This is a genomic window from Afipia carboxidovorans OM5 (genome assembly GCF_000218565.1).
Classification (GTDB): domain Bacteria; phylum Pseudomonadota; class Alphaproteobacteria; order Rhizobiales; family Xanthobacteraceae; genus Afipia; species Afipia carboxidovorans.
Map to the genome: position 1 here is coordinate 3,179,888 of NC_015684.1, position 23,747 is coordinate 3,203,634.

23 protein-coding genes and 2 tRNA genes are annotated in these 23,747 nt (G+C 58.1%); 14 read left to right on the top strand and 11 right to left on the bottom strand.

Translation table 11 applies throughout. The features are described 5' to 3' along the window. Positions 1–396 precede the first annotated feature (396 nt). Positions 397–1,299, bottom strand: coding sequence for an alpha/beta hydrolase (locus tag OCA5_RS15020; RefSeq protein WP_012562136.1), 903 nt, complete (start codon positions 1,297–1,299; stop codon positions 397–399). 120 nt (positions 1,300–1,419) lie between these two features. On the opposite strand from OCA5_RS15020, the gene OCA5_RS15025 reads away from it, so the two are divergent. After that, positions 1,420–2,220, top strand: a complete 801-nt coding sequence (locus OCA5_RS15025) for an AraC family transcriptional regulator (protein ID WP_013913339.1) — start codon at positions 1,420–1,422, stop codon at positions 2,218–2,220. A gap of 70 nt (positions 2,221–2,290) precedes the next feature. Here OCA5_RS15025 and OCA5_RS15030 read toward each other — a convergent pair whose 3' ends face one another. The 4 genes from OCA5_RS15030 to OCA5_RS15040 form a co-directional block, all read right to left on the bottom strand. Then, a complete protein-coding gene (locus tag OCA5_RS15030) occupies positions 2,291–2,917 on the bottom strand; it encodes a pyridoxamine 5'-phosphate oxidase family protein (protein ID WP_012562134.1) in 627 nt (208 codons plus the stop codon). 28 nt (positions 2,918–2,945) lie between these two features. Then, positions 2,946–3,398 carry a RidA family protein gene (locus OCA5_RS15035; protein ID WP_012562133.1) on the bottom strand — a complete coding sequence of 151 codons (453 nt, stop codon included), beginning with the start codon at positions 3,396–3,398 and terminating at the stop codon, positions 2,946–2,948. Positions 3,399–4,229: 831 nt separating this feature from the next. Then, the gene (locus OCA5_RS19185; RefSeq protein WP_148261435.1) at positions 4,230–4,526 is read right to left on the bottom strand and encodes a hypothetical protein; all 297 of its coding nucleotides are present in this window, start codon (positions 4,524–4,526) and stop codon (positions 4,230–4,232) included. Continuing rightward, positions 4,489–4,752, bottom strand: a complete 264-nt coding sequence (locus OCA5_RS15040; protein ID WP_012562130.1) for a hypothetical protein — start codon at positions 4,750–4,752, stop codon at positions 4,489–4,491. The genes OCA5_RS19185 and OCA5_RS15040 overlap by 38 nt, the downstream gene beginning before the upstream one ends. A 223-nt stretch (positions 4,753–4,975) precedes the next feature. Here OCA5_RS15040 and OCA5_RS15045 point away from each other — a divergent pair, with 223 nt between their 5' ends. From OCA5_RS15045 to OCA5_RS15055, 3 genes are read left to right on the top strand one after another with little or no spacing between them, the layout of a single operon-like run. Continuing rightward, entirely contained in the window at positions 4,976–5,725 is a 750-nt protein-coding gene (locus OCA5_RS15045; protein WP_012562129.1) for a hypothetical protein, read from the top strand. 2 nt (positions 5,726–5,727) lie between these two features. Next, positions 5,728–5,982 carry a hypothetical protein gene (locus tag OCA5_RS15050; protein ID WP_012562128.1) on the top strand — a complete coding sequence of 85 codons (255 nt, stop codon included), beginning with the start codon at positions 5,728–5,730 and terminating at the stop codon, positions 5,980–5,982. Between the two features lie 9 nt (positions 5,983–5,991). Next, complete coding sequence (locus tag OCA5_RS15055; protein WP_012562127.1) at positions 5,992–6,390, top strand: hypothetical protein; 399 nt, start codon at positions 5,992–5,994, stop codon at positions 6,388–6,390. A gap of 10 nt (positions 6,391–6,400) precedes the next feature. On the opposite strand, the gene OCA5_RS15060 is transcribed toward OCA5_RS15055, so the two are convergent. After that, complete coding sequence (locus tag OCA5_RS15060) at positions 6,401–7,381, bottom strand: GIY-YIG nuclease family protein (RefSeq protein WP_013913342.1); 981 nt, start codon at positions 7,379–7,381, stop codon at positions 6,401–6,403. A 232-nt stretch (positions 7,382–7,613) separates the two neighbouring features. Between OCA5_RS15060 and OCA5_RS15065 the strand changes: the two genes are divergently transcribed. From OCA5_RS15065 to OCA5_RS15070, 3 genes are all read left to right on the top strand, one after another. Next, positions 7,614–7,937 (top strand): hypothetical protein, encoded by a 324-nt coding sequence (locus OCA5_RS15065; RefSeq protein WP_012562125.1) that lies wholly within the window; start codon positions 7,614–7,616, stop codon positions 7,935–7,937. Positions 7,938–8,105: 168 nt separating this feature from the next. After that, positions 8,106–8,477 (top strand): hypothetical protein, encoded by a 372-nt coding sequence (locus OCA5_RS19325; protein ID WP_169304644.1) that lies wholly within the window; start codon positions 8,106–8,108, stop codon positions 8,475–8,477. 62 nt (positions 8,478–8,539) lie between these two features. After that, positions 8,540–13,429: an NACHT domain-containing protein gene (locus tag OCA5_RS15070; RefSeq protein WP_169304643.1), complete on the top strand. Its 4,890-nt coding sequence runs from the start codon at positions 8,540–8,542 to the stop codon at positions 13,427–13,429. A gap of 223 nt (positions 13,430–13,652) precedes the next feature. Here OCA5_RS15070 and OCA5_RS19190 read toward each other — a convergent pair. After that, a tRNA-OTHER gene (locus OCA5_RS19190) sits at positions 13,653–13,727 on the bottom strand. A gap of 181 nt (positions 13,728–13,908) precedes the next feature. Here OCA5_RS19190 and OCA5_RS15075 point away from each other — a divergent pair. Genes OCA5_RS15075 through OCA5_RS15085 form a run of 3 tightly spaced genes read left to right on the top strand, consistent with a single transcriptional unit; the run spans position 13,909 to position 16,445 of the window. Then, entirely contained in the window at positions 13,909–14,319 is a 411-nt protein-coding gene (locus OCA5_RS15075; RefSeq protein WP_012562122.1) for a DUF3489 domain-containing protein, read from the top strand. Between the two features lie 3 nt (positions 14,320–14,322). After that, the gene (locus tag OCA5_RS15080) at positions 14,323–14,823 is read left to right on the top strand and encodes a DUF2924 domain-containing protein (protein WP_012562121.1); all 501 of its coding nucleotides are present in this window, start codon (positions 14,323–14,325) and stop codon (positions 14,821–14,823) included. Then, entirely contained in the window at positions 14,823–16,445 is a 1,623-nt protein-coding gene (locus OCA5_RS15085; protein WP_012562120.1) for a recombinase family protein, read from the top strand. Before OCA5_RS15080 ends, OCA5_RS15085 begins: the two co-directional genes overlap by 1 nt. 659 nt (positions 16,446–17,104) lie before the next feature. Here OCA5_RS15085 and OCA5_RS15090 read toward each other — a convergent pair. Next, positions 17,105–17,179 (bottom strand) — tRNA-Val (locus OCA5_RS15090). 148 nt (positions 17,180–17,327) lie between these two features. On the opposite strand from OCA5_RS15090, the gene OCA5_RS15095 reads away from it, so the two are divergent. Next, positions 17,328–17,780 carry a DMT family transporter gene (locus OCA5_RS15095; protein ID WP_012562118.1) on the top strand — a complete coding sequence of 151 codons (453 nt, stop codon included), beginning with the start codon at positions 17,328–17,330 and terminating at the stop codon, positions 17,778–17,780. 3 nt (positions 17,781–17,783) lie between these two features. On the opposite strand, the gene cpdR is transcribed toward OCA5_RS15095, so the two are convergent. Continuing rightward, positions 17,784–18,152 carry a cell cycle two-component system response regulator CpdR gene (cpdR, locus tag OCA5_RS15100; RefSeq protein ID WP_012562117.1) on the bottom strand — a complete coding sequence of 123 codons (369 nt, stop codon included), beginning with the start codon at positions 18,150–18,152 and terminating at the stop codon, positions 17,784–17,786. A 181-nt stretch (positions 18,153–18,333) separates the two neighbouring features. Here cpdR and OCA5_RS15105 point away from each other — a divergent pair, with 181 nt between their 5' ends. Next, a complete protein-coding gene (locus OCA5_RS15105; RefSeq protein ID WP_012562115.1) occupies positions 18,334–19,224 on the top strand; it encodes an N-formylglutamate amidohydrolase in 891 nt (296 codons plus the stop codon). A gap of 618 nt (positions 19,225–19,842) precedes the next feature. Further along, positions 19,843–20,625 carry a histidinol-phosphatase gene (hisN, locus tag OCA5_RS15110; RefSeq protein WP_012562114.1) on the top strand — a complete coding sequence of 261 codons (783 nt, stop codon included), beginning with the start codon at positions 19,843–19,845 and terminating at the stop codon, positions 20,623–20,625. Positions 20,626–20,755: 130 nt separating this feature from the next. Here hisN and OCA5_RS15115 read toward each other — a convergent pair whose 3' ends face one another. Next, positions 20,756–21,652 carry a LysR family transcriptional regulator gene (locus tag OCA5_RS15115; protein ID WP_012562113.1) on the bottom strand — a complete coding sequence of 299 codons (897 nt, stop codon included), beginning with the start codon at positions 21,650–21,652 and terminating at the stop codon, positions 20,756–20,758. Positions 21,653–21,747: 95 nt separating this feature from the next. On the opposite strand from OCA5_RS15115, the gene OCA5_RS15120 reads away from it, so the two are divergent. Then, a complete protein-coding gene (locus tag OCA5_RS15120) occupies positions 21,748–22,503 on the top strand; it encodes a sulfite exporter TauE/SafE family protein (protein ID WP_013913343.1) in 756 nt (251 codons plus the stop codon). A 190-nt stretch (positions 22,504–22,693) separates the two neighbouring features. On the opposite strand, the gene OCA5_RS15125 is transcribed toward OCA5_RS15120, so the two are convergent. Beyond that, positions 22,694–23,638 carry an alpha/beta fold hydrolase gene (locus tag OCA5_RS15125; RefSeq protein WP_012562111.1) on the bottom strand — a complete coding sequence of 315 codons (945 nt, stop codon included), beginning with the start codon at positions 23,636–23,638 and terminating at the stop codon, positions 22,694–22,696. Positions 23,639–23,747: the final 109 nt, after the last annotated feature.

Sequence of the window (23,747 nt, forward strand, 5' to 3'; positions counted from 1 at the left end):
ATGTTAATAGCGATGAGACCAGGCCAGTGATAGGGGCGCCGGCCCCTACCCGCGTAAAATCGCTCTGGCTGCGACCGCCCTCGAAAGCGAAAAATCCACTCCCGTCTCGGAGGCGCTAAAAGATTCTCCCGAGACCCGGATCACTGCTGTTTTCACTAGTCTGGCTCCAGGCTCAGACACCTTCGGCGTATTCATAGGAGCTCGTTGAGTTCACATGGATGGCACGGCTAACGAAACACCGATGGTACGGACTACCAGAAAGGGAAATGAGACTCGTGTTTCCGATACCCGTTCGGCAAAATAAAACACCTATCGAAGTTTTTAAGTTCAGAAGCCAGGAGTCGTATCTCGATTAGAATCAACGGACCTTCGCATCCGAGACAATAAAAAACTGATTTACTCCGCCGGCTGTTCAGAAAAATCAGTGCCAGACGATTTCGCTTTATCCTCATTAACCATCGCCATCACCGCCTTGAAGATTACATTGTCCCGGTCGCCGAGGCGATCGCACATGTCAAAATGATGGCCATTTGTCTGCTCGATGACCTCGACACTCAATCCAGCAGATTGCCACGCCGCAAAATAGTTCGCTTGTTGACGCTGGAATTCATCAGATTCATCTCCTCCGACAGCAAGCAGAAGCGGTGACGCCTTCCGCGGAAGATTTTGTATCGGACTGAAGTCCCTTACATCCTGACGATCGAGTTGAACTTTATCGTTCAGGTAGGAAAGCAATATCGGCTCGAGATCATAAAGTCCGCTGAGAGCGCATCCGCCCCTCACAAGGTCCGGGGGGACACCATACCGCACCCAATCGGTCGACAGTGCAGTGGCCGTAAGATGCCCGCCGGCAGAGCTCCCTGTCACGTAAATATGCTTCCACGCATAACCGTAACAGCCTCCAGTATTGTGAAGGAAAAGCAGCGCATTGCGAACGTCGCTGACAATCGCTTCCATTTTTACGGATGGCGCGAGTCGATAGTTGATCGTCGCAAAATTCAGACCGGCATCGATATAGGGGCGAGCAATATAACTGAAATCGCTCTTATCAAGAGAGTGCCAGTAACCGCCATGGATGAAGACCACTAGCGGTGCATTGTCTCGGCCGGAGAGAAACAGATCGATTTTCTGGGCCGGATTACTGCCGTAAGTTAATTCAAAATAATGTCGGGCTTGTGCACGAAACTCCGCGCTTTCCCTGGCCCATCTCTCAAAAATATCAAGATAGTCTGGAATTCCGTTCCGCACATTATACTGGGAGTCAAGCTCATCTTGTGTGAAACCTCTATATACTGACATAAATTTGCTCTCATCATCTTGTTCTTCGCTATCTTGCTTCTAGCTCAGTTCGTTACTTCAACGATCCCGTCTCCTCGCCAACCCTTAACGAGAATTCGCCAGTTTCAATTCGGAGAAACGATGTTTGGTAAGAGCGAAAACCGAGAAGACTATCAGCACACATCGCGCGTCGTTGCAGCGATGGCGAGGGATTTACCGGATAAGTTTGTGATCCCGATGCACAGCCACTTTCGCTCACAGCTCATTTTCGGTTGTAGCGGCGTGATCACTGTCACAACAGTAAATGGTACTTGGGTCGTTCCATCTCTGCGTGCAGTTTGGGTCCCTGGCGGAGTGGAGCATGAAATGAGAACGACTGGCTCCGTCGAGATGCGGACCATCTACGTCGATCCTGAGGCAGCCAGTCATCTTCCACGGGAATGTTGCGTTGTCGCGGTCAGCCCCCTCTTGCGAGAACTTATCGTTGCGGCCGTCCGCATTCCTAATGACTTCTCTGACGGCAGTCGGGAGGAAAAGATAATGAGTCTAATCCTGACAGAAATTCATCCGGACCCTGTGTTGCCGCTCGACCTGCCAATGCCGCAAGATCGGCGGCTTCTACGTGTGTGTCAGGCTATCTTGACCGATCCTGGCAGCAACAGCACGTTGGCGGAGTTCGGGCAGACCGTTGGGGCAAGCCAAAGAACGCTAGAACGCATGTTTCCGGTAGAGACAGGTACGACGTTCTCAAAATGGCGACAGCAAGCCCGGCTACAATGCGGCATTCGCATGCTGGCTGAGGGCACACCTATATCCACTATCGCACTGGACCTTGGCTACGAGAGCCCGAGCGCCTTCAGCCTGATGTTTCGGCGAGCGCTCGGGGTGGCCCCATCGGAGTATTTTGAGACAATCCACGCTCGAAAACTTGAGGGGATATAAGAACGCCCCGACTGTGCAAATCGGAGCGAAACTATTTTAGTCAGGTAGGCCTGCCAGGTAGGCCTGCCAGCTAGGGCGAGAATCGATTTGGATTGAAAGCCTCAGGCGGAAGCGAGGATACTGCCGCAGGAGGAGGAAATGGGTAACGCAAATAAGGAGCCTGCGGCTGCCCGGGGGGTGAGTACTGTCCATCGGCAAGTATCCGCTTCTTGGCAGACATCTGCACAACTTTGCACTTGAACACAGTAATTTGCGCCGGAGCAAAATCGTCGATAGGCGTGTAGTCCTTTTCGGGGCGATACTTCTCGAGCACCTCGTACTGCTGGGCACGAACCACTTCAAGTTCTTCCGACCATTCGACCACGCATCGGGCCAGCACACTATAATACTCAAAGCTTGTGTTCTGGCCCTTAGGAGCCTTTAGCAAGGCCACGAGATGGTCGACCTCTATCGTCACATTCGGATTACGCCGAATAAGATCAGCCATTTTCCCAAAGCGCGAGCAATGGACGAGAAACCGCCCATCCACAAAGCGATAGCTCTGCCCTAGAACATAGGGAAAAGGCTGATCATGAATTGCGACGCGGCAAACCATCTGATCCGCGAGAAATTTCGATATCGCTGGCCAATCATTCCAAGCGAGATCCTCGCGGCGCATGCGATTATCGAAGTAATCGGGAATTTTAACGTCACTCATCTTATGTTCTTTCGCTTGATCCGACGTCTCAACGCAGGGAAAATTGCGCTTCGATCTCGACCGGCGCCCCGAAAGGTAAACTTGCGACACCGAGCGCGATGCGCGCGTGCTCTCCGCGCGCGCCCAAGATGCTGGTCAGCATCTCAGAGGCAGCATTGACAACGATAGGTGCATCCTTGAACTCAGCACCTGTCGCGACATAACCGGCGATCCGCAGGCAACGGTCAACACGACCGAAATCCCCTTCACAGGCATGCTTCAACCAAGCTAAGACATTCTCAGTACACAGGCGCGCAGCATTCTGCGCATCAACGACCGAAACCGTATCTGGCACTTGTCCAACCCATACCGCCTTGCCGTCCTTGACAGGGAGCTGGCCGGAAATATGGAGGATATTTCCGTGCAGAACGTAAGGACGATATGCAGCGCTCGGAATCTTCACATCGGGAATAGAGTTGAAAGGATTGTTAGTCGCGTCCATTTAGATCTCCTGTTATTTAATAACGACTACCGGGCCCAGCGCTCGTCACCTCAGCGCGCCTCGGATGGGATTGGTTTGCGACCACTGCAAATTGTATTGCGGCAGATCCACATCCATGTCGGCACTTGCTAAACCGGAGAGGCCAAGTTGCGCGAAAACTAATCTCCACGCCGACAGCCTCCGCATTCGCAAATCCGAAACCCACAAGGCATCCCATTCCAAACTAGAAATGATACGCCTCTAATTCGAAATAATCCGACGCGATCTTATTCAAATTGACCCGAATTACATGACAGGTTCGAGCTTGCTCACGATGCATAATGCTTATTGATGATGGCCACTTACTTTGCGTTCACAAGCACCTTTCTTCGATTACTCAAAGAGGATCCTGTTGTATTTTTCAGGAGAATAAAGAGGGGAAGGAAAGAGTACGCGTCTTTAGTCGCCATTATCTGTCGAAGGGCCGCCATAGCAGCCATCTACACGAGACGGCGGCGTTCGTGGTGACGAAGTGCGAATCGCCTTTAGTTGATTTATCGATTTTCTCCCTGTGTGGAGATTGTGTGAGAGTCTTTGAATAGCAATTACGCCTCTTTGGATTGAAAGGGCGGCGGAGACTGATCTCGGAACAGCATCTAGAACTTCGCCCCTTCATGGAGCAGGTCTCGAGCAGAAGCCTTTCCGAAGGTCGCCCTTTGCAAGTAAGCGCTGACTCGACCATCGCCGCACTCTTCGAGGCCGCCTTATTGCCGGAACAATAGCCCGCTGCCCTGCAGATCATAGCGATGTTGGGGGATTCCGCTGCACCAGCCAGACTTGTCTGCATTGGTTTCATTCTGATTGTTTGTCGTCGAAGATCTGGTTGCACGGTTGAACATGACCGCGCCTGAGACTTGCGGGCGACATGGCGGGGCTCAGTCGATGCTTGTCGGTTCCGGCATTATCACCTGTATCAGCTACTGGCGCCTGGAATTCGGCGCGGCGCCAGAAGGTGTGGCGCTGTGGGAAGCAATGGCCGCCGAACATCAGGCCATCCACCGAGCGAGCACTGGCGACCGATGACGGGAGATAGACTGTCCCGCCCGACCAGTCATGCCGCCAAGATAAATTCGCCGCAGGAATCATCATAAGGGACAATCGGCCACTTCGTCCTAAAGCCGGGGTCGAAAGGATCGGAAGCGTTCTCGTCGAAACCGGATTCGATCGCTTCGGCCGTCGGGGCGGCATATAAAACCGTCGGCGAGCTTCTATGGCACTCGCCAAACTGCCGCCCGACGCCACGCTCGGTCATCCTCTGCCGGTCCTCGATGCCGATGAAAAATTTGCAGGTTTCGCACGATCCATGCAGAGCCATTGGGGTCTCCTTTCCGTTGCCGTGACGAACTGGATTCGCACAGACAGGCCACCAGTCAACAAACACTTTAACGACGGCTCCCCGTTCGGGTTAGGCGTCGCATCGTGATGTCGTCCGGGCCGATGTTGATCGACCTGAACCGCGATGGCGGTGACGAAAGGCGGCTGTGCCGCGCCTGTTCGCTCATGGACCTTCGCGTGACGTGGAGCGAAAGGAGCAGACCATGGCGGTCAAGAAAGCCGCCCTTGCAAGCAACTGGCTGTCCGTGACGGACGTGATCCAGCGGCTTGGCCGGGCCAGAGAGAATCGCGATCAGCACGCACGATTGCTGAATACCCTTGAAGGCCAGGTGACGCAGCGGCGCATTGATGTCGAGCGCAGCTTGGCCGATCTTCCCTCTAACGAGCGTTCAAAGGTCGTAACCCGTGCCGTCAACGGCCACCGCGCCGAGTTGCGGCGCAAGTCGGCCGACGCGCGCCTGGCGCTGGTGCGTGAGGCGGGCCGTCTCCGCGACGAGGTCGCCGCCGTGCGGATGCACTTCGAGTCTCCGATGCAGATACTGATGCGCGATAGCTTGGGCAGCGAGCGCCGAAGCCGGCTGATCGGCCAGATCGCGCAGTCCGGCCCGACCGAGTTGGCTTCGCTCGCAGCCTTTGCCGCGGCCACCAAGGACAAGGAATTGGGAGCGGCGCTCTGCACCCGCGTCTCGATGCTGCCGGTCCATGATCGGCCGTTCTCGTCGTATGAATTGGCAGACGCTTTGGTCGGCGAGAGCCACCGCAATGCGACGAAGGCCGTCATGGAAGTGGAGCGCATCGCGATCGAGACGCTGCACGCCGACTCGACGTTCGAGACCGGCCGAACGAACCTGACTCGGAACTTGCATTCCGCACTCATGTGCCGCGACGAGGAGGCGGTCGGGGGCGACCTCTCCGACCTCGACACGCTCACCACCGCCAAAGAGGAGGAATGACCATGGCCACTTATTGCGTATTCGCCGACGCTGAGAACAAGCGCCGCGCCGACCGGTGCAACACGATCATCGTAACCGCCGCCGATGCCGATGCGGCTCGCGCCGCCGCTGAGGCGCACATCGGCGCCAGCCCCGGCGACCTTGCCGACTTCGCCGTGGTTGATCTTGCGTCCGCTCCGAACTTCGTCGTTCGCGGTCATCCGCCGCTGGGCGGTGCAAGCCAGACGGTCTGGCCTAACACCATCCATTCGTTGTGAGGGCTGACCATGAGTCTGGAAGCCGAAGCGCTTGGCCTGCTGCCGCTTCCCCGCAGCGACGGTACCTTGCACTCGGACGCGTGGCCCGACGAGATGCGTCCCGGCAAGGCATTCTCGAAATCCTGCATGACGCGCTTGGCCGGCAGAGCGACGGTAGGCGTGTTCGAAGCATACAAGCTGCTGGTCATGCCACAGCACCTGTTCGACGCCTATTCGGGGTGCCGCCGGCGCGACAAGGAGATGCCCGACTTCCAGGAGGCCTACGCCTTTACCAACGATGCCGAGTGGGAGACCGTGGACCTGCTCCTTATCCTCTGCTATCGGCCGATGGCGGATGGCACCCACGGCCGCAGTCACATTTGGAGGGAAGACCTCGATGCTTTGAGCCGGATCAGCCCGGCAGCATGAGTATCGATGATCATCTCACGGTTGTCGTCGTGATCCGAAGGTCAAGGCCAGTTGCTGGCGATAACCTGTTGAACAGAGCTTCCGCCTTGCTTAGATCCATGACGAAGAATTCTTTTCCCAGCGAAGACGCCCCAAATTCCTCAACCGCTTGACACTTGAACAACGCTTCCGCGTCGGCTGCGGACGAGCGATCTGAAAATCGCGCCGTTCGGGTAATCTTCCAGCCTATCGTTGCGGTCTGCGGAAAGCTCAGGTTAAGCGCTTTTAATCGGCTCTTTATATTTCCACTGATCCCGATCTTGACCAAACCCGTTCCTCTCGGAACAGGCCTCCCCGCTAGGAGCTCGGGAGAGGCGGGAAAGAGGGCAAGGTAGAGTTTGTGCGGCTTGTCTTGCACCTCAAACGATCGGTCGCCAAAACTTCCGAAGACGCCGCGAGACGGCTTTAGAAAACTTGATATTGAACCGGTTTTTGCGATGTCATCATTCAAAGGCGCTATGGGTGTCTCACCGAACACATTAGTTTGCGTGAACGGGACTTTCTCAAGGAGCCAACGCGCTTCCTGCGGAACCAGCCAAGTGCCGAACTTGGCGATGTACCTGCCATTTTTCGGATCGTAGCTCTTCGGAAATACCTGCTTTACATCCAAGGTATGATTGGTGCGCCAAGCGCGGCGAACTGGCATGGCATGTCGCCACTTTTCTTGTCGTCCCAGAGCAATGTTTCGGGTCTTTGCTGCATCGGACATCTTGTCCCAAGAATCGATTGGCGTGCGTTCGACTTCGAGCACTCCCAACAGGTGATGAACAATTTTGCTATCCGTCTCGGGGCTGGCGGCGCCGTAGATGCAGACTAGCTGTCGTTCCTCGATTAGATCGAACAATCGATCCCGGTCTCGAGGATCGGTGAATCCGAGAATACCTTCTTCCTCAGGGGAGAATCCCCAAAATCCGGTCAGCCAAACAGACGAACTTGAATCCAAAATCGGCATCTATGATGCTTGCCTCGTCTTGCACGAAAATATGCGGGGCCTCAAGAAATCGAGTATTTGGGCGCGTCATTCGAGCTACCGCGACCAAGGTATCCGGTATCAAAGCAGTTTGCCACGATCAGGTCAGAGTACCTGGCTGAAAACTTCCTTTGCAATGTCAGCGCAACCGGGCCGCTCGCGGCGGTCAAATTGCGCGATAGCGTTCGACGGCAAGTTGAGCCGGTGGACGCCTTTGGATCTCATCTCGACCGCCACGACCTGGATTTATACGGGCATCGCTACCTGGTACGGGGCGGCGATCGTCGGCGGTGTCTTGATCCTGATCGCCGAGCGGTTCGACCGCAGGCGGGGGCCATCCGATGCCGACGTGAGGCAAGCCGCTTCCCGCTATCGTCAGCACTACGGCGAACATGCCTTCCATGTGATCGGCGACCACATGCTGGCGGCGTCCTTCGCACCGGACGGCCGGCACCGGCGCTTCCTCAAGCGGGTATCCGCCGAACTCTTGGCCACGGCCGTCACCGACGAGGACCGCGCCCGCGCCATCGAGCCTTGAAATTTTCCCCTCCGGCCCGGCTCGCGGATGGGGGGGCAACCGCGACAGCATGGTCACCGGACGTGCAGCGTGTTGTTTGAGGCCAATGAAACGTAAAATACATCGATTCGGTGCGCGATATTGCTGCGCAACATTTTCTCAACTCACGAAAGAAAGCGGGAGCGCCCCGTGACTTCCTCATCAGAAAGCAAACCAGCATCGACCGAACTGACCGGCGGTGCAGGCTTTAGTTACGAGGACACTGTTATTGCCTACTACCTTGCACAACTCTTGCGCCGCGAACGCGCTGCTGGCCAAGCAGGTTTCGTCACGAGCGTCGCTGTTCAGCAACAAGGCCATGGCAATCCCATGGATGACATGGTTGTCGGATTCAATGACGTAGGCACCAAACGTGTTCTCGGTCTTCAAATCAAACGATCTGTCACAATCAGCAGCGCTGAATCCAACGAGGAATTTCGTGGAATAATTACAGCAGCAGCGAAAACTCAAGCTCTGGCACCAAAGACGCTGACAAATGCGGTTTTGTCGTCGAGCACGTAACGCCTGACACGCTGCGCGCGCTCAAGCGTCTGATTGATTGGGCCGTAGCTAGCACGACAAGCGTGGAGTTTGAGGAACGGTTTTTGCCGACGGGAGCTGCCGCCCAGACAGAACGCAATCTCCGGGCCGCATTGAAGCCTGTCATCGGTGCGGCAAACGCCGATGAGGAACTCACCTTTTACAAACATTTCGTCGCCTTCCGCATCGATGGGCTTGAAGAAGGCAGCTTGCTGCGAACGGAAGTTGTCAATCGCTTGCAAGAACTGATCGCGATAAATGAAGACGGGCAGGATGTTTTGCTGTTCGACCGTCTTTGCCGAATTGCACGTGAAGGATCAGGAAAGGCGACAAAGTGGACCCGCGCCTCGCTGCTGGCGCAGCTTCGTGGCGCCGTCCGACTCAAAGTCATTCCTTATCTCGGCGACGACATCGATCGTCTTAACGCCTATTCGCTGGAAGCGCTGAACGTTGTGTCGGAGAAGGTGGATGACTTCCACGTCGAACGCGAGGGACTTCAGCAAGACGTTGCAACGCAGCTTGGTCAACACCGTGTCGTGTCCATTGGAGGTTTGCCCGGATGCGGTAAGTCGGCGGTACTGAAGCGCTTTGCGCAAAAAGCATCAGCATCGGGGCCAATCCTTTTCTTGAAGAACGACCGGATTAGCGGCACGGGATGGAGCACATTTGCGGCGAGCCTGGGCTTGGCGCATACCGATATCGTTCAGTTGCTCCAGGAAATTGGGTCGGCAGGAACGCCCATTCTCTTCGTCGACGGAATCGACCGCATCCGTCCGGATCAACACGGCGTAGTCGTCGATCTTGTAAACGCGATTAACAGCGACCCAAGCCTTGGCCATTGGAAGGTGCTGGTCAGCTCGCGCGATCAGGGCCTCGAAGCGTTTCGGGCGTGGTTCCCTCCCGTCATGTATACCAATACCGGGATCGGCGATGTCCTCGTAAAACAGTTTTCGGAAGAGGAGGCTGAGAAGCTAGCGCAGTCAAAGCCGCATCTGCGCAAGCTCTTGTTCGGCAGTCCTCCCGTTCAAGATATTGCGCGCCGCCCGTTCTTTGCAGCCGTACTTGCTCGCTCCATCCCCGAAGGCACGGAACCTCAAACCGAAGTGGATTTGATCGCTACATGGTGGGCACGGGCGGGCCACGATGCCGTCGCCGATTCCATTCCGCAGCGGCAGCGCGCGCTCATCGATATCGCCGAGAAAGGCGCCCGAAATCTCGGGAAGGGCATTCCCGCCCGAGATTTGAAAGATGCAACGATGGTGCACATCGCAGCACTCAAGACCGACCAAATCATCCGAGATGAACGAGAAGGCGCGTTCCTCGCTTTCACCCACGATATCTTTTTTGAATGGGCGTTCTTTAGGCTTCTAATCGAACTCGGAGATGATTGGACGAACGCGTTGATAGCGGCCGGAGAGCCGCCCTTGCTCGGCCGCGTTGTTGGTCTCATGGCGCAAGAATCGCTCATGACGAATGGTCGTTGGAGTGCCGGATACAATTCGCTTGCCAGCAAGAATTTGCGGCGGCAATGGCAACGCGAGTGGTTGACGGCTCCTCCTTTTACGCCCGCATTCGAGAGCGGCAAACCAGAATTTGCCGCGCTGCTTAAGGCTGACGGTTTTGCGCTCTTCGAGAAAGTGCTTGTCTGGTTTCAGGCGCAACACACAATTCCGAGTCCCTTGGTTCTGGGCAGCATCAAAAACCCGGTTGAGGGTTTGGACAACCTGGCGATCGCCGACATGCTCGGTTGGCCGTCCGATTTTGCTGCATGGGGCCGCTTGATCGATTGGATCATCAGTGAAGCTGATTCCATTCCTGTCCGGCTGATCCCGAGAATTCTCGAAGTTTTCGATGTTTGGCAAAATGTGGCGGCCGACCTGAAGAACGGACGATCCACGGGCATTCTGAAACTTGCCAACACGTGGCTCTTGCGGTTTGAGAAGGGGGAATTGCGCGATCAGTCTGACATCGATGAAGAACAGCAATGGAAGTTCAGCCGCGACGACAGCTCGCGCCTTGCCAAGTCGCTTCGCAGCATCGTTCTGCGATCAGCGCGAAGCTATCCCGATTACGCCAAAGACCTATTCAAGCGGGCTATTGTGGACAAGGATCGGCGGCAGGCGCTCTATGCCGACCTCATCGCCTTCTCTCCAATCATGGTGCAAGTTGATCCGGAGCTTGTGGCCGATTTGGCCGAGGCAGAACTTCTGGACGAATTGCCAGAAGACGAACTCATCCGAAAAGAAAAGGAGCGCGAGGACTATTACAAGCGCCTCGAAGCGCTTCGCGCCATTCCCGAGGACAAGCTGACCGAGAACCAAAAAAGGATGCTGGAACATCCTTCGTTCTTTCACGCCATGGGCAGCGACCGGTACGATCTCGATCACGTCGGGATCGATAGCCACAACAATTTCTACTTCCCCACGTCAGCTCTGCACGAGCCCTTCAAGAGCCTGTTCGCGGTCAAGCCAGATGTTGCCTTGAGACTGGTGCGCAATCTGGCGAACCACGCGACCAAGGGTTGGCGGCAAATCCATTCCATCAATCGAAAGAAGATGGGAACCCCGGTTCCTGTCTCTGTGACATTCTCTTGGTGCACACAGCAATTTTGGGGTGATTGGCGCGTTTATGGTTGGGGTTGGGGGCAGCTCGCGCCTAATCCTTTGGAATGTGCGTTCCTGACGTTGAATTACTGGGCCTTCAGGCAGCTCGAAGCTGGCCGATCGGCCAGCGATGTCATCAAGGATATTGTCCAAGGGAACGAATGCTACGCGGTCCTAGGCATCGCGCTAAGGCTCGCGCTGGAAAATTGGGAGACCACAGAAACAACACTCGCCATAGCGACGTGCCACCGTCTCTGGGCTCATGACATTGCCCGGTCCGTGCAGGAGCCGAACAAGGACATTGATCTGTTTGGCATGAACTTCCTGTCGCGGCTGACGGGAGAAAAAGCCGAGGCCAAGAAGTTTCTTGACGAGCGTAAGAGCCGGACACGCGAGATCAGGGGCCTTGCAATGCTCTTTGCGTTGAGCGACGACAACACCCTTAGTGAGAAGTTCAAGGAGGCGCTCGCGCGGTTCCCCGATGATTTGCCCTACGAGCTGGAAGAGCAAAAGACGAGTGGCCAATATAGTGCTCACTGGAAGGAAGAAGCCGAACGGTGGGTCGGCTTGGGTGATCGGAAGAACTACAAGCAAACGCAGTACGACGAGACTCGTGTAGCGATTGCTTATGAGCCTCCGAAACCCATGACCGACAAGGATCAGAAAAGGCTCAAAGAAAGCACGACCTCGCTCAAGGGCTTCAGCATCGTTGGCTGGGCCGTGAAATCACTCGAAGCCAACAAGATTGCCGATGGGTTGACGCTCGATCAGGCAGTCGCCCACGCAAAGAGCGTAGATACCAGGGACGCATTCGACACGTTCAATGAGAACGCGTCCGGCCCGCAGACCGTCGTGGCCAGTGTTGCCGCTTGCGTGATCCGGTTCGGCGATCCGCAAGGCGGGGATTTCAAATGGGCGTGGGATGTCATGGCGCGTGTCGAAGCCATGACGGAACGCGAAGATGTGTTCGGCGGCTCAAAGATTGCTTGGCATGCGAAGACCCGCCTTGTCATTGCCCTTCACCATGATAGGCGTTCTGCCTCACCCCGAGCCGATAGCGCGGCCCGGCTGCTTAAGCTGGCGCTTCACCCGCTCGATAATGTGTCCGAATTCGCCTTCGATGCTCTTTTCGTGGACAAGGACGAACATCTTCGCTGGGTTGCAGCCCAGCTTGCCGTAAGCCTTTGCATCGTCCATCGCGGAGAATTCACCGACGCTGGATGGGATCTTGTTCCAAGCCAAAGAGCGCGCGCTGAAAGCTTTGCTGTCGCGCTTGCGGCACTCGAAAAAAATGAAATCGGTCCCATGCCTAGGCTGCCGCCCGCCTGGGTGAAAGGCAAAGCCCGTGGCAGAAGAAGAGTGCTGGAGGATCAGTGGCAGCATCCGAATGTGTTCTTCGAAGCTCAAGCGGCGTCGAAGCTCTTCACCAAAATGCCCGTTGAGGCATGGATGGGGGCCGAAACCTACCGTCCATTGTTCGAACCGTTCCTGCATGATCTTGTGAAATGGACGACCGAAAGCATCATGCCCTCATGGCAGGCGGAGGACGACAGGCGTCGCGACAATCGACACACCGAATTGCTGGAATGGAATAGGACTTTGGCCGACCTCATGGCCCGAGCTGTCCCTTTCGTCTCTCTCGACGTCGCGCGCAACTCGTTCGTTAAGCCATTCCTTCCCGATGATGAAGATGCGCTGTCTGTGCTCGCGAATTTCGCGGACAAGGTGGTTCTTCGTCATGTTTGTGACGCAGCTACCATTCCAGCAAACACAATCCCCTTGTTGGAGGATTGTGCCTCGTGCGTCGTGGGAAATCCAACCTTCAAACCGAATGGCTGGCGAGCCGGGCAGGTCAACGGCTACGATATGCCCGAACTGATCAAGGCACTTCTTTTTGTGAACTTCACAGGGCAAGCGCCGGGGGCCGCCCGCTTTGCGAACGGAGACTGGTCGCAGATTGAAGGCGTGATGCCGATCATCGACCGGATGGTCAGGCAAATCGGTTGGTCCGCATTCGTTATGGGAAAGTTTCTCACTCTTTGCAAACGCGCGGGCCGCGCCTACCCCATCGCCAGATTTGGTCAGCAAGCGAACGCAGCGCTTTTAGCCATTGGCAATGCCGAAGAAGGTTGGACCGGCACAATGCTGCCCGCCCAACTGGCTGGTGTTGTTCAGCGGCAAGCCGACTGGAACTTCCCCCTACGGCTTGAAGACGCGCAGGAGCTTCTGAAAGTGTTGGACGCCCTGATCGACCTCGGAGATCGACGTAGCGCAGCGTTAGAGCAGACGGAGGCTTTCAGGGGAATTCAGGGACAACAAGCCACGGTGTGATGGAGGCCAACGCCTGGGCTTTTATGCCCGGTGGGGGAATGGTGCCGGCGGAGAGGGTCGAACTCCCGACCTTCGGTTTACAGAACCGCTGCACGGGTGGCGGCTGACAGCAGGGCACAGAGTCCAGGCACCGAAAACGGTACTTATTCGGTACTTGCTCTGAGCGGTGTCTTGGAGGTCGAGCCGGCCGTCGACCTAAGCGCCTGATCCGACTCGATAAAGATGGCGCGCCCGAAAGGATTCGAACCTCTGCAGATTCGTAGTCTGATTCTCGTTCGAGACCCCTCACACCCGGCGCTGATCCGAAAAACGAGTAACAAGATTGTTCAGAAAGGACTGGCTTTGCTACGGCAACGGGGCGTTACTATGGCTGGTATAGCGAGCGAATAGGCTCGTCAGGATCCTGCCCCGCCGGCTTTTGGCCACTGCGGGGCTGCGGCGGTGGGGCGCGATGGAGCCCCGCAACGACGGAGATCCTCATGACGAAGGCCAAAGCAAAGCAGCCAGCAGCGACGAGACAACCTGCCTCAAAATTCGCTGCTACCCGATCCATGAAAGCCAAACAAGTTGGCCCCAAGACAAAAAAGTCAGCAGCATCGAAAGCATTGCCGGCCGCCGAGCCATCCGCCTTGCCAGCAAAAGCATCAGGCGTTCGCGCCGATTCCAAGCAAGCTCGGGTACTCGCTCTGCTGCGATCGACAAACGGCTGCACGATCGAAGCCATTGTTAAGGCGACGGGTTGGCAGCAGCATTCGGTGCGTGGGTTCTTTGCCGGTGTCGTTCGCAAGAAACTGAAGTTCGATCTTGATTCCGAGCTCGTTGACGGGGTCCGACGCTATCGCATTACACCTAAAGCGGATGGAGTCAGCAAATCGACTAAGGTCGCCTAACCGATGGCGCCTCGAAGACAATCACGTCGCACAATCGATGCGACCTCTCTTGAGATCGAGATCGCGCGTCTGGGCGATCTTGATCTTAAGGCCCTGCGCCTTCGATGGCTGGGTGTGACGGGTCGCTCGGCGCCCGTTCACCTACCGAAACATCTACTGTTCGCAATGCTCGCGTATCGCATCCAGAGCGATGCGTTCGGCGATCTCGATGCGGAGATGGTGCAGATATTGAAGGCTGCCGTTGGATCAGGCGACGCAGCTGCGATCATCAAACTGACCGACAAGGTCGATCGGCGTAACCAGGGACTCGCGCCGGGCGCGATCCTAACTCGCGAATGGAATGGACATGACCATCGAGTGATGGTGCTCGCCGATGGCTTTGGCTTTGAGGGCAAAACTTATGACAGCCTGTCTAGGATCGCCTTTGCCATCACCGGAACCAGATGGAATGGTCCGCGGTTCTTTGGCCTGCGGGCAGCACCGCAGCCTGCGGTGCCACAATAATGACGTCGGCTGGCAAATCCGTCCGGTGTGCGATCTATACCCGCGTCTCGACCGATGCCGGCCTTGATCAGAAATTCAACTCGCTTGACGCCCAGTATGATGCATCCGAAGCCTATATCCGCAGTCAGGCGCATGCGAACTGGACGCTGATCAAGAGGCGCTATGACGATGGAGGGTTCTCGGGCGGATCAACCGACCGCCCTGCCCTTCAAAAGTTGCTCGATGATGTCAGGGCACGCAAGATCAATGTCATTGTCGTCTATAAGGTCGACCGCCTAACACGTTCGCTGGCCGACTTTGCCAAGCTGGTTGAATTGTTCGACGCTCATGGCGTGTCATTCGTCTCGGTGACCCAGCAATTCAATACGACGACATCGATGGGTCGTTTGACCCTGAATGTTCTCTTGTCCTTTGCCCAATTCGAACGCGAGGTCACAGCCGAGCGTATCCGCGACAAGATCGCCGCCTCCAAGCGCAAGGGCTTGTGGGTCGGAGGCATGGTTCCGCTCGGTTACGCGCTGAGCGACGGCAAGCTCTCCATCCACCAGGACGAAGCAAAAACCGTTCGGCTCATTTTCGAACGCTACCTTGAACTGGGCAGCGCCAATCGCCTGGTCGCTGATCTCAAGACCAGAGGACTGACCTCCAAAATTCGCAAACTCTCAAGCGGCGCCATCCGGGGCGGCGTTCCGTTCACCCAAGGCCCGCTGTTCTACATACTGCGCAACCGATTCTATATCGGCGAGGTTACATTCAAGGGCGAGGTCCTGCCCGGACCACAACCGCCTTTGCTTGAGCGATCCCTGTTCGAGGCCGTCCAAGCCAAGCTCACCGAGCAATGGTCCCATCGAACCAGGGCCAGGCAAAAATCCGAAGCGCTTCTCACGGGATTGCTGTTCGACGATGCTGGCAACCGAATGATCCCAACTCATGCAACGAAGAACCGCGTGCGCTACCGCTACTATATTTCCCAACCGCTGCAACGCGGTCATTCCGATGATCCGGTGGGGTCCATATCTCGCGCCCCCGCAGACCAGATCGAGGTGCTGGTCACCAACGCCGTACGAGACCGATTGACGGAATCTGGCAAATGGTCACAGTCGCTCTCGGAGCAAAATGCCGTTGCAGCCCATATCGCAAAAGTCGAGGTTCGTGCCAAACAATTGGCTGTTACCCTTAAGGCGACCGATCCGACGCCACATTACGATCACGAATTGGCTCAACGCGACGATGCTGGCATGGTTATCGTGATTCCATGGACCAAGCCGCCGATGCGCAAGTTCCGAGACGTGATCCGACCCGCATCCGCTTCGACCCGGCGAACACGACCGATCCGCGCTGAGCGTCGCGTAGGCCTGATCCGTGCCATTGCGCGGGGTCGGCAATGGTTGGACGAGATCACCTCCGGGCGATTGACCATCGAAGAGATTGCGGTCAGGCAAAAATGCAGCGTTCGGCAAATCAATCTGACGCTGTCGATGGCTTTCCTCGCGCCGCCATTGGTCAAGGCCGCAATCGAAGGTCGCCTGCCCCGTGGCATAGGCATCGCGCAACTACGCGATGCACCGCCCGAATGGTCGAAACAGTATGTGAAGCTTGGATTGCCCATGCTTCAGTTATGATCGTCGGAACGGCGGCTGCACCTACCAACCCCGTCACCTTTGGTGTTCGAATCGTCTCCCCAATCATCTCTATGTGGCGACGTTGCGTGGATGGGTTGGTGTCGTTTCAGATTGGCGTGTTGAAGGTGCTGTCTGCGCACCCGAACGGCCGTAGCGACCGTCGACACGATCAAACGCGACCTCGCAATGCTGTCCTCGCGTGAGTGCAGCGCTCCGCGTTGGCGGCTTGCGGCTCTCAATCCCAAAACCGACGCCTCCTCCACAGAACCGATCCTTCGTATCCCGCCAAGCTTGGTAGATCACCAAAGCGGGCCGGACCATGCAGACGTGGTTGCAATCCGACGAAGCGATCGAGGCGTCAAAAGAACAGTTCTCCTCACGCCAAAACAAATACCAATCCGTGCGCAATGACCACTCAACTGGCATCATCCCAGGGCCAGAGTCACGCGCCGGGATCTGCGCGACGCCCGGCAGCAGGCCGCTATTCTGAGCTGAATGGAACCCTGCCAGGAACGGGAATTTTTGGACCAGAGACAGGGGCCGATAAACGGACACATCCACGAACGGAGACAGCCACCCACAAAACCAGGGTCCGAAAACCCCGCCAACGGCGGGCCTTTCCTATCCGTCTCTATACAATGACAAAACAGTAGACTGGATGGTGGGCGCGACAGGGATCGAACCTGTGACCCCTTCCATGTCAAGGAAGTGCTCTCCCGCTGAGCTACGCGCCCGGTCCAAACCGGCTATCTGTTCGGGAAGCCGACCCTATATCGATTTGGCCACAGCCGCGCAAGCCGCGATGTCCAAAAGTCGCCTAGCCCCATACCGCAGCCAAGGGCCACAATAGGCCTATCGGCGGAATCTGCGGGGGCTTCAAGCATGGGAATTGTGGAATTTCTCACTCTGGCGGCATTTGCCATCGTCGCCGGGGCGTCGATCGTTTTCCAGGCCGCGGTCAATGCCGATCTGCGCGCGGCGCTCAATTCCGCCTCGTGGGCGGCCCTCATCAGCTATGTCGGCGGCGCGCTCGCGATGGCGGTGTTCGTTCTCGTCAGCGGTTCGTCGTGGCTCACCAGCGCCGATCTCGCCAAAACCTCATGGCTGTCCTGGTTTGGCGGGCTGTTCGGCGCGGTCTATGTGGTTGCGGCGATTCTGCTGCTGCCGCGGCTCGGCGCGGCCACGCTGCTCGCGCTGTTCGTCACCGGTCAGATGCTGATGTCGGTCGCGCTCGATCATTACGGCATTCTCGGCGTGCCCCAGCACAGCATCGACCTGCCGCGCCTGCTCGGCTGCGCGCTGCTCGTGCTGGGTGTGGTGCTGATCCGGGTCTAGATCTCAGGCAGCGAGCAGTTTGTTTACTTCGCTGACCAATTCACGCAGATGCACGGGCTTGGCGAGCACCTTGGCGTTCTTCGGCGCTTCCGAATCGGAATTCAGCGCCACCGCGGCAAATCCAGTGATGAACATGATCTTGATGTCAGGATCGAGCTCGGAGGCGCGACGCGCCAGCTCAATTCCGTCCATTTCCGGCATCACGATGTCGGTTAGAAGCATTTCAAAGGGTTCTTCCCGCAGCCTCTGATACGCTGAAAGCCCGTTATCGTAGGAAGACACCTGAAATCCGGCGTTCTCCAGCGCCTTCACCAGAAAGCGGCGCATGTCGTTATCGTCTTCGGCCAGGAGAATTTTATGCTGGATCGTCATGACAGGCAGGTATCCGGATTTCGGCTTCGTTGGTTCCCCATCTGACCGGCAGAGGGTAAATTTCAAGTGAAGGTGGCGCCGCTCTTGCCCCCGGGGAAGGCTTTATGGACAATTGCGGCCCAGAAGAACAAGGGTTCATCCCCGGCCGCCGTGCCGGACGATGCCAGCCCGAAGGAGCCCGATGATCGACGAGTTTGACGACGCTGTTTCCCCCCCGTTCGACATTCACGAACCGGAGACCTGGCGCGCCCCGATCATTTTCAACTCGCCCCATTCGGGCTCCGTCTACCCGGCGGACTTCCTCGCTGCGTCGCGCCTCGAGCTCGAGGCGTTGCGCCGTTCGGAGGATTCCTTCATGGACGAGATCGTCGGCCATCTCGCCGACGAGGGCTTTCCGGTGATGCGGGTGCATTTCCCGCGCTGCTATGTCGACGTCAACCGCGAGCCTTACGAACTCGATCCGCGGATGTTCGACGATCGCCTGCCGAGCTTTGCCAACACGCGCTCGATGCGGGTCGCAGGCGGCCTCGGGACCATTCCGCGCGTCGTCGGCGATGGCCAGGACATCTATAATGAGCGGCTTTCCGTCGACGAGGCGCTGTCGCGGATCGACATGCTCTACAAGCCCTATCACCGCGCGCTGCGCCGCCTTGTCACCAAGGCGCAGCAGACATTTGGCTTCGCCATCGTCGCGGACTGCCATTCGATGCCCTCGGTCGGCGCTTCGCGTGAAGACAAACGCCGCCCCGACGTTGTGCTTGGCGATCGCTACGGCACCTCCTGCGCCGGCACACTTGCGGATATCGTGGAAGAAACCTTCGCGGGCCTCGGCTACAGCGTCGGCCGCAACAAGCCCTACGCCGGCGGCTTCATCACCGAGCATTACGGCAGCCCCGCAAGCGGTATCCACGCGATCCAGATCGAACTCAACCGCGCGATCTACATGGACGAGCGACGGCGCGAGCGCGGCCCGCAATTCCGTAAAGTGGCGGCCGATTTCTCCGCCCTCGCGGAAGCATTGACGGCGCTGCGCTTCGATTCGTCGGGGCCCTTCCAGGCGGCCGCGGAATAAACACCGCCGCCTTACCTCCGTTGCCTGAGATTCTTCGGCTCCCTGCTCGCTTTGCTTCAGCGAGTCGGTGAGGCCGAGCTTGCGCGCGACTTGAGTGAGCATTTACCCACCACCCCATGGGGACCCGTTTATTCAGCCTGAAAACATGCGGGCAAGAAAAAAGGCCACCCGCGAACGAGTGGCCTAAGTCTAGGGAGGAAACGCCCAAGGAGGGCAGCGATAACGCATCGCGGTATCGCACTGCATCAATATGCATCGCGACGCAGCGGAATTCAAGTCTAAAATTGCAGTTCACCATGCTGTGAACGCATGGCTTTCTGTTACATTTTGAAATCTGTTTCCTATTACACAACGAAAATTCAAACGTTTATAAAATTAACGTTTTCAATTGTTCCAAATCACCAGACCAAAATATGAATTTATATGTCAGTTTAGCAACGGCATTTTATGTTGCAGTGCTTTAAGAGAATCTCCAGTCATTGAATGCGGCCAAAAGTAGATTTCTGTGTTTCATCCCTTCCCATTCGGCTCCGGGGCTGGACCTTTCGCGCAGGGCGTTGAATTTTCAGACAGACCAGCGCCCGCAGGCGCAATCCTCGAGAGGCGAAAGACTTTTCCGTGACGGTTATCGACTTCACCGCTTTTATCGAACGGCTGGCCTCGGCCTCCGGGGAAGCCATCATGCCGTTCTTCCGCACCTCGCTCGGCATCGACAACAAGAACACCGGGCGCGACCTCGATCCCGTTACCGAAGCCGACCGCGGCGCCGAGGCGGTGATGCGGCGGATGATCAAGGAAAACTTCCCGCAGCACGGCATCATCGGTGAGGAGTTCGGCAGCGAGCGGCCGGACGCCGAATATGTCTGGGTGCTGGACCCGATCGACGGCACCAAATCCTTCATTTCGGGCATGCCGGTGTGGGGCACGCTGATCGCGCTGATGCGCCATGGCGTGCCGGCCTACGGCATGATGCACCAGCCCTATATCGGCGAGCGGTTTTCCGGCGACAACGGCGCGGCGTTCTATCAGGGCCGTACCGGCCGGCGGAAACTCGGCACGCGGCGCTGCGCCTCGCTTGCGGACGCGACGCTGTTCACCACGAGCCCGCGCCTGATGAACGAGGCGGACCGTGCGAAATTCGCCAAGGTCGAGGAAGAAGTACGGCTGTCGCGCTATGGTGGCGATTGCTACGCCTATTGCATGCTGGCGGCCGGGCACCTCGATCTCGTGATCGAAACCGAACTCAAGCCGCATGATGTCGCGGCGCTGATTCCCATCGTCCACGGCGCGGGTGGCATCATGACCACATGGGAAGGCGGCGGCCCGGAAAGGGGCGGCCGCATCGTCGCCAGCGGCGACAAGCGCCTGCATGACACCGTGCTGAAGATGCTCACTGCATAAGCGCCAGCTTATTATTTTGACGCGTTTTCTTCACGCGAACCGGCCGCCGCCGACCGAAGCCGGCTATAGCCGGCGAAGGCCGGTTTCCATCCTCGGGTCAAGCCCGAGGACATGCTTCGCTCGAAACGCTCTACACGCGCGCCACCTTTTTCAGGTGATCCACCAGCTCCCGTGCCGCGCGCGGCAGAGCATGATGGGCACGCACCGCCACCGCGAGCCGCCGCCGTGCCCACGGATCGGTGAGCCGCACCGCCTTGATCTTCATCACGCGGGCGCAGCGCCGGGCCGCGACCTCCGGGACGATCGCAACCCCGACGCCGGCTTCAACCAGCCGCCCGATCGCGTCGAACGTCTTGATCCGCGCCCGCAGATTGAGCCGCTGCCCAAGCCGCGCGGCGTGCGCAGCCAGATGATCCTGCAGCGCCGAGCCTTCCGAGAGGCCAACAAAAGGCCGATCCGCGATCTCGGCAAAACGCAGATGCCGCCGGTGCGCGAGGTCGCTGGTGCGGGCGGCGATCAGAACCAGCGGATCGTCGCAGAACGTAAAATGATCGAGCCCCTCGCCCATCGTGCTCTCCACCGCGACGCCGATATCGCCGCTGCCTGAGGCGAGCGTCTGCACGATATCCGCGCTCTTGCGCTCCACCACCTCGATGCTGAGCGCCGGATGGCTCGCAAGAAACGGCGCCAGCAACCGTGGCAGATGCTCACTCGCCGCCGTGGTGTTCGCCAGCACCACGATGTGGCCGCTCACGCCGCCCGCGTAGGAGCCCGCTTCGCTCCGCATTTCGGCGACCTGATGCAGCACCAGCCGCGCGTGATCGAGAAGCTTCTCGCCCGCAGGCGTGAGGCTGACGCCGATCCGCTGCCGCGCGAACAGCGCAACGCCGAGTGCGCCCTCGAGCCGCTTGATGCGCGCGCTGGCGGAGGCGAGCGCAAGGCCGGTGCGCGTCGCTGCGCGGGTGATGTTGCCGGTCTCCGCCACCGCCACGAACAGATTGAGATCGACGAGATCGAACGGCCGCATCGGCCCCTCCGTTTCCTCAGCCTTCGTTAAATCCGAAGGCTTTCTCCGGAAGCTTGATCTTGTGCACGGAGGGCGGCGCGGTCAATCTGCGCACCATGATCGATGTCGCGCTCATTGTCATGCTTGCCGTGTTCGTGCTTGCCGGGTTCGTCAAGGGCGTGATCGGCATGGGCCTGCCCACCGTCGCCATTGGCCTGCTCGCAACGCGGATGGCGCCTGCGCACGCCATCGCGCTCGTGATCGGCCCCGCGATCATCACCAATCTCTGGCAGACATTCGGCGGGCCTTACTTCTTCCGCATCGTGCGGCGGATGTGGCCGCTGCTGCTCGCCTGCTGCCTCGGCGTCTGGTCGGGAATGGACTTCCTCTCCGGCCCGTATGCGCCCTACGGCACCATCCTGCTCGGCATTCTTCTCATTGTGTATGCGGTCGTCTCGCTGAGGCGGCCACAGTTTCATGTTGCGAAGGAAAAGGAAGGCTGGATCGGCGCGATCTGCGGCTATCTCTCCGGGCTGATCGCAGCCGCGACCGGCGTGCAGGTGATCCCCTCGATGCCGTTCATCCATTCGCTTGGGCTCGAGCGCGAGGAGTTCATTCAGGCGCTCGGCGTGTTCTTCACCACCTCGACCGTGGCGATGCTGTTCAATCTCGGCAATGGCGGCTTTCTCACCGCCGACATCGCGATCCCGGCGACGCTCGGCCTCGTCGCCTCGCTGATCGGCATGTATCTCGGTCAGGTGCTGCGGCTGCGGATGTCGCCCGAAACCTTCCGGCGCTGGTTTCTGTTCTCGATGATCGCGCTCGGCAGCTATCTTGCGATCGACAAGATCGCGCAGTTGCACCTGCTGTAGATGATCATTTAGAGCGTTTTAAGTTTACTCGGAATCGTCATGCGCGGGCATAGCCGTTCGAAGAACGGCGTCGCTTCCGCTCGCCTATGACCCGCGCATCCATCTACAAAAAAAGAATCTCTTCAAGAAGATGGATTGCCGGGGCAAGCCCGGCAATGACAGATCCCGCTTCCATTAAGAATGAAACGCCCTAGAACAACGGCGTGCCGGGCACGAACGCGTCGAAGGCGGCCCAGAACTGCGCCCGGTAACGGTCCTGCTCCTGCAGGATCTCGTGGCGCGCGCCAGCGATAACCAGGTGCGAGCCCGCGCGCAGGTGGTAGGCAAACTCCTCGATCGCGGGCGTCGAGACCACGCGGTCATGGCCCGCCGCAAGTAACAACACAGGCTGGCGGATGCGCGAAGGATAACTCGCCGCGCGAAAACTCAGGATGGTGCGGAATGCGGCGTCGGTCCACGCAATGGTCGGCGAGGCGATGCCGAGCGTCGGCTCTTCTTCCAGGATCGCGGCATTGCGCGCATAGCGCACCGGATCGCTGGTCAGCGGATTGTCCGCGAACGGTGCGCTGCCGACCAGCCGGTCATTGCCGCCGGGCACATAACTGCCGCCCATACCGACGAACCGCAGGGTGCGGATCAGCGTGCGCACCGGCCACGAGGTGGTGCGTCCCGGCAGGTCGATCATCGGCGCGGTCATGACGATGCGGTCGAACCAGCGCGCGCCGCCATGCAGCACCCGCAGCAGCACCGCACCGCCCATCGAATGGGCGAGCGCGAAGTAAGGCGGCGGGCAATCCGGCAGCATCACCTGCTGGACGAAGGTCGCGACGTCGGCCTCGTAATCCTTGAAGCTGCGGACATAACCCTTGCGGTAATCGCCAAGCTGCCGCCCGGAATGCCCCTGCCCGCGCCAGTCGGCCATCGCAACTGCAAAGCCGCGCGAACGCAGTTCATGTACCGTCTCGAAATATTTCTCGATGCACTCGCCGCGCCCGGCAAAGATGCAGACCGTGCCCTTGCGGCCCGCGGGCGGCGCCCAGCGCGCAAAGCGCAGCTCCACCCCATCGCGGGCCTTGATGGTGCCGGAGACGACATCTTCGGGCACGGGATTGGCGGGGATCGAAACCAGCGTCATGCGTCAGAATCTAACCAAAACATCGATGAACTTCTCTCGCCGGGACAAAGCCCGGCCATGACGAAAATACGCTGGCCGATCACCCCTTGAAGCCCGAAAGCACCCACCC

Bases quoted from the DNA above. Each gene is read 5' to 3' on its own strand.
- OCA5_RS15020 (WP_012562136.1), bottom strand. From the start codon at position 1,299: ATGTCAGTATATAGAGGTTTCACACAAGATGAGCTTGACTCCCAGTAT.
- OCA5_RS15025 (WP_013913339.1), top strand. From the start codon at position 1,420: ATGTTTGGTAAGAGCGAAAACCGAGAAGACTATCAGCACACATCGCGC.
- OCA5_RS15030 (WP_012562134.1), bottom strand. From the start codon at position 2,917: ATGAGTGACGTTAAAATTCCCGATTACTTCGATAATCGCATGCGCCGC.
- OCA5_RS15035 (WP_012562133.1), bottom strand. From the start codon at position 3,398: ATGGACGCGACTAACAATCCTTTCAACTCTATTCCCGATGTGAAGATT.
- OCA5_RS19185 (WP_148261435.1), bottom strand. From the start codon at position 4,526: ATGATGATTCCTGCGGCGAATTTATCTTGGCGGCATGACTGGTCGGGC.
- OCA5_RS15040 (WP_012562130.1), bottom strand. From the start codon at position 4,752: ATGGCTCTGCATGGATCGTGCGAAACCTGCAAATTTTTCATCGGCATC.
- OCA5_RS15045 (WP_012562129.1), top strand. From the start codon at position 4,976: ATGGCGGTCAAGAAAGCCGCCCTTGCAAGCAACTGGCTGTCCGTGACG.
- OCA5_RS15050 (WP_012562128.1), top strand. From the start codon at position 5,728: ATGGCCACTTATTGCGTATTCGCCGACGCTGAGAACAAGCGCCGCGCC.
- OCA5_RS15055 (WP_012562127.1), top strand. From the start codon at position 5,992: ATGAGTCTGGAAGCCGAAGCGCTTGGCCTGCTGCCGCTTCCCCGCAGC.
- OCA5_RS15060 (WP_013913342.1), bottom strand. From the start codon at position 7,381: ATGCCGATTTTGGATTCAAGTTCGTCTGTTTGGCTGACCGGATTTTGG.
- OCA5_RS15075 (WP_012562122.1), top strand. From the start codon at position 13,909: ATGACGAAGGCCAAAGCAAAGCAGCCAGCAGCGACGAGACAACCTGCC.
- OCA5_RS15080 (WP_012562121.1), top strand. From the start codon at position 14,323: ATGGCGCCTCGAAGACAATCACGTCGCACAATCGATGCGACCTCTCTT.
- OCA5_RS15085 (WP_012562120.1), top strand. From the start codon at position 14,823: ATGACGTCGGCTGGCAAATCCGTCCGGTGTGCGATCTATACCCGCGTC.
- OCA5_RS15095 (WP_012562118.1), top strand. From the start codon at position 17,328: ATGGGAATTGTGGAATTTCTCACTCTGGCGGCATTTGCCATCGTCGCC.
- cpdR (WP_012562117.1), bottom strand. From the start codon at position 18,152: ATGACGATCCAGCATAAAATTCTCCTGGCCGAAGACGATAACGACATG.
- OCA5_RS15105 (WP_012562115.1), top strand. From the start codon at position 18,334: ATGATCGACGAGTTTGACGACGCTGTTTCCCCCCCGTTCGACATTCAC.
- OCA5_RS15115 (WP_012562113.1), bottom strand. From the start codon at position 21,652: ATGCGGCCGTTCGATCTCGTCGATCTCAATCTGTTCGTGGCGGTGGCG.
- OCA5_RS15120 (WP_013913343.1), top strand. From the start codon at position 21,748: ATGATCGATGTCGCGCTCATTGTCATGCTTGCCGTGTTCGTGCTTGCC.
- OCA5_RS15125 (WP_012562111.1), bottom strand. From the start codon at position 23,638: ATGACGCTGGTTTCGATCCCCGCCAATCCCGTGCCCGAAGATGTCGTC.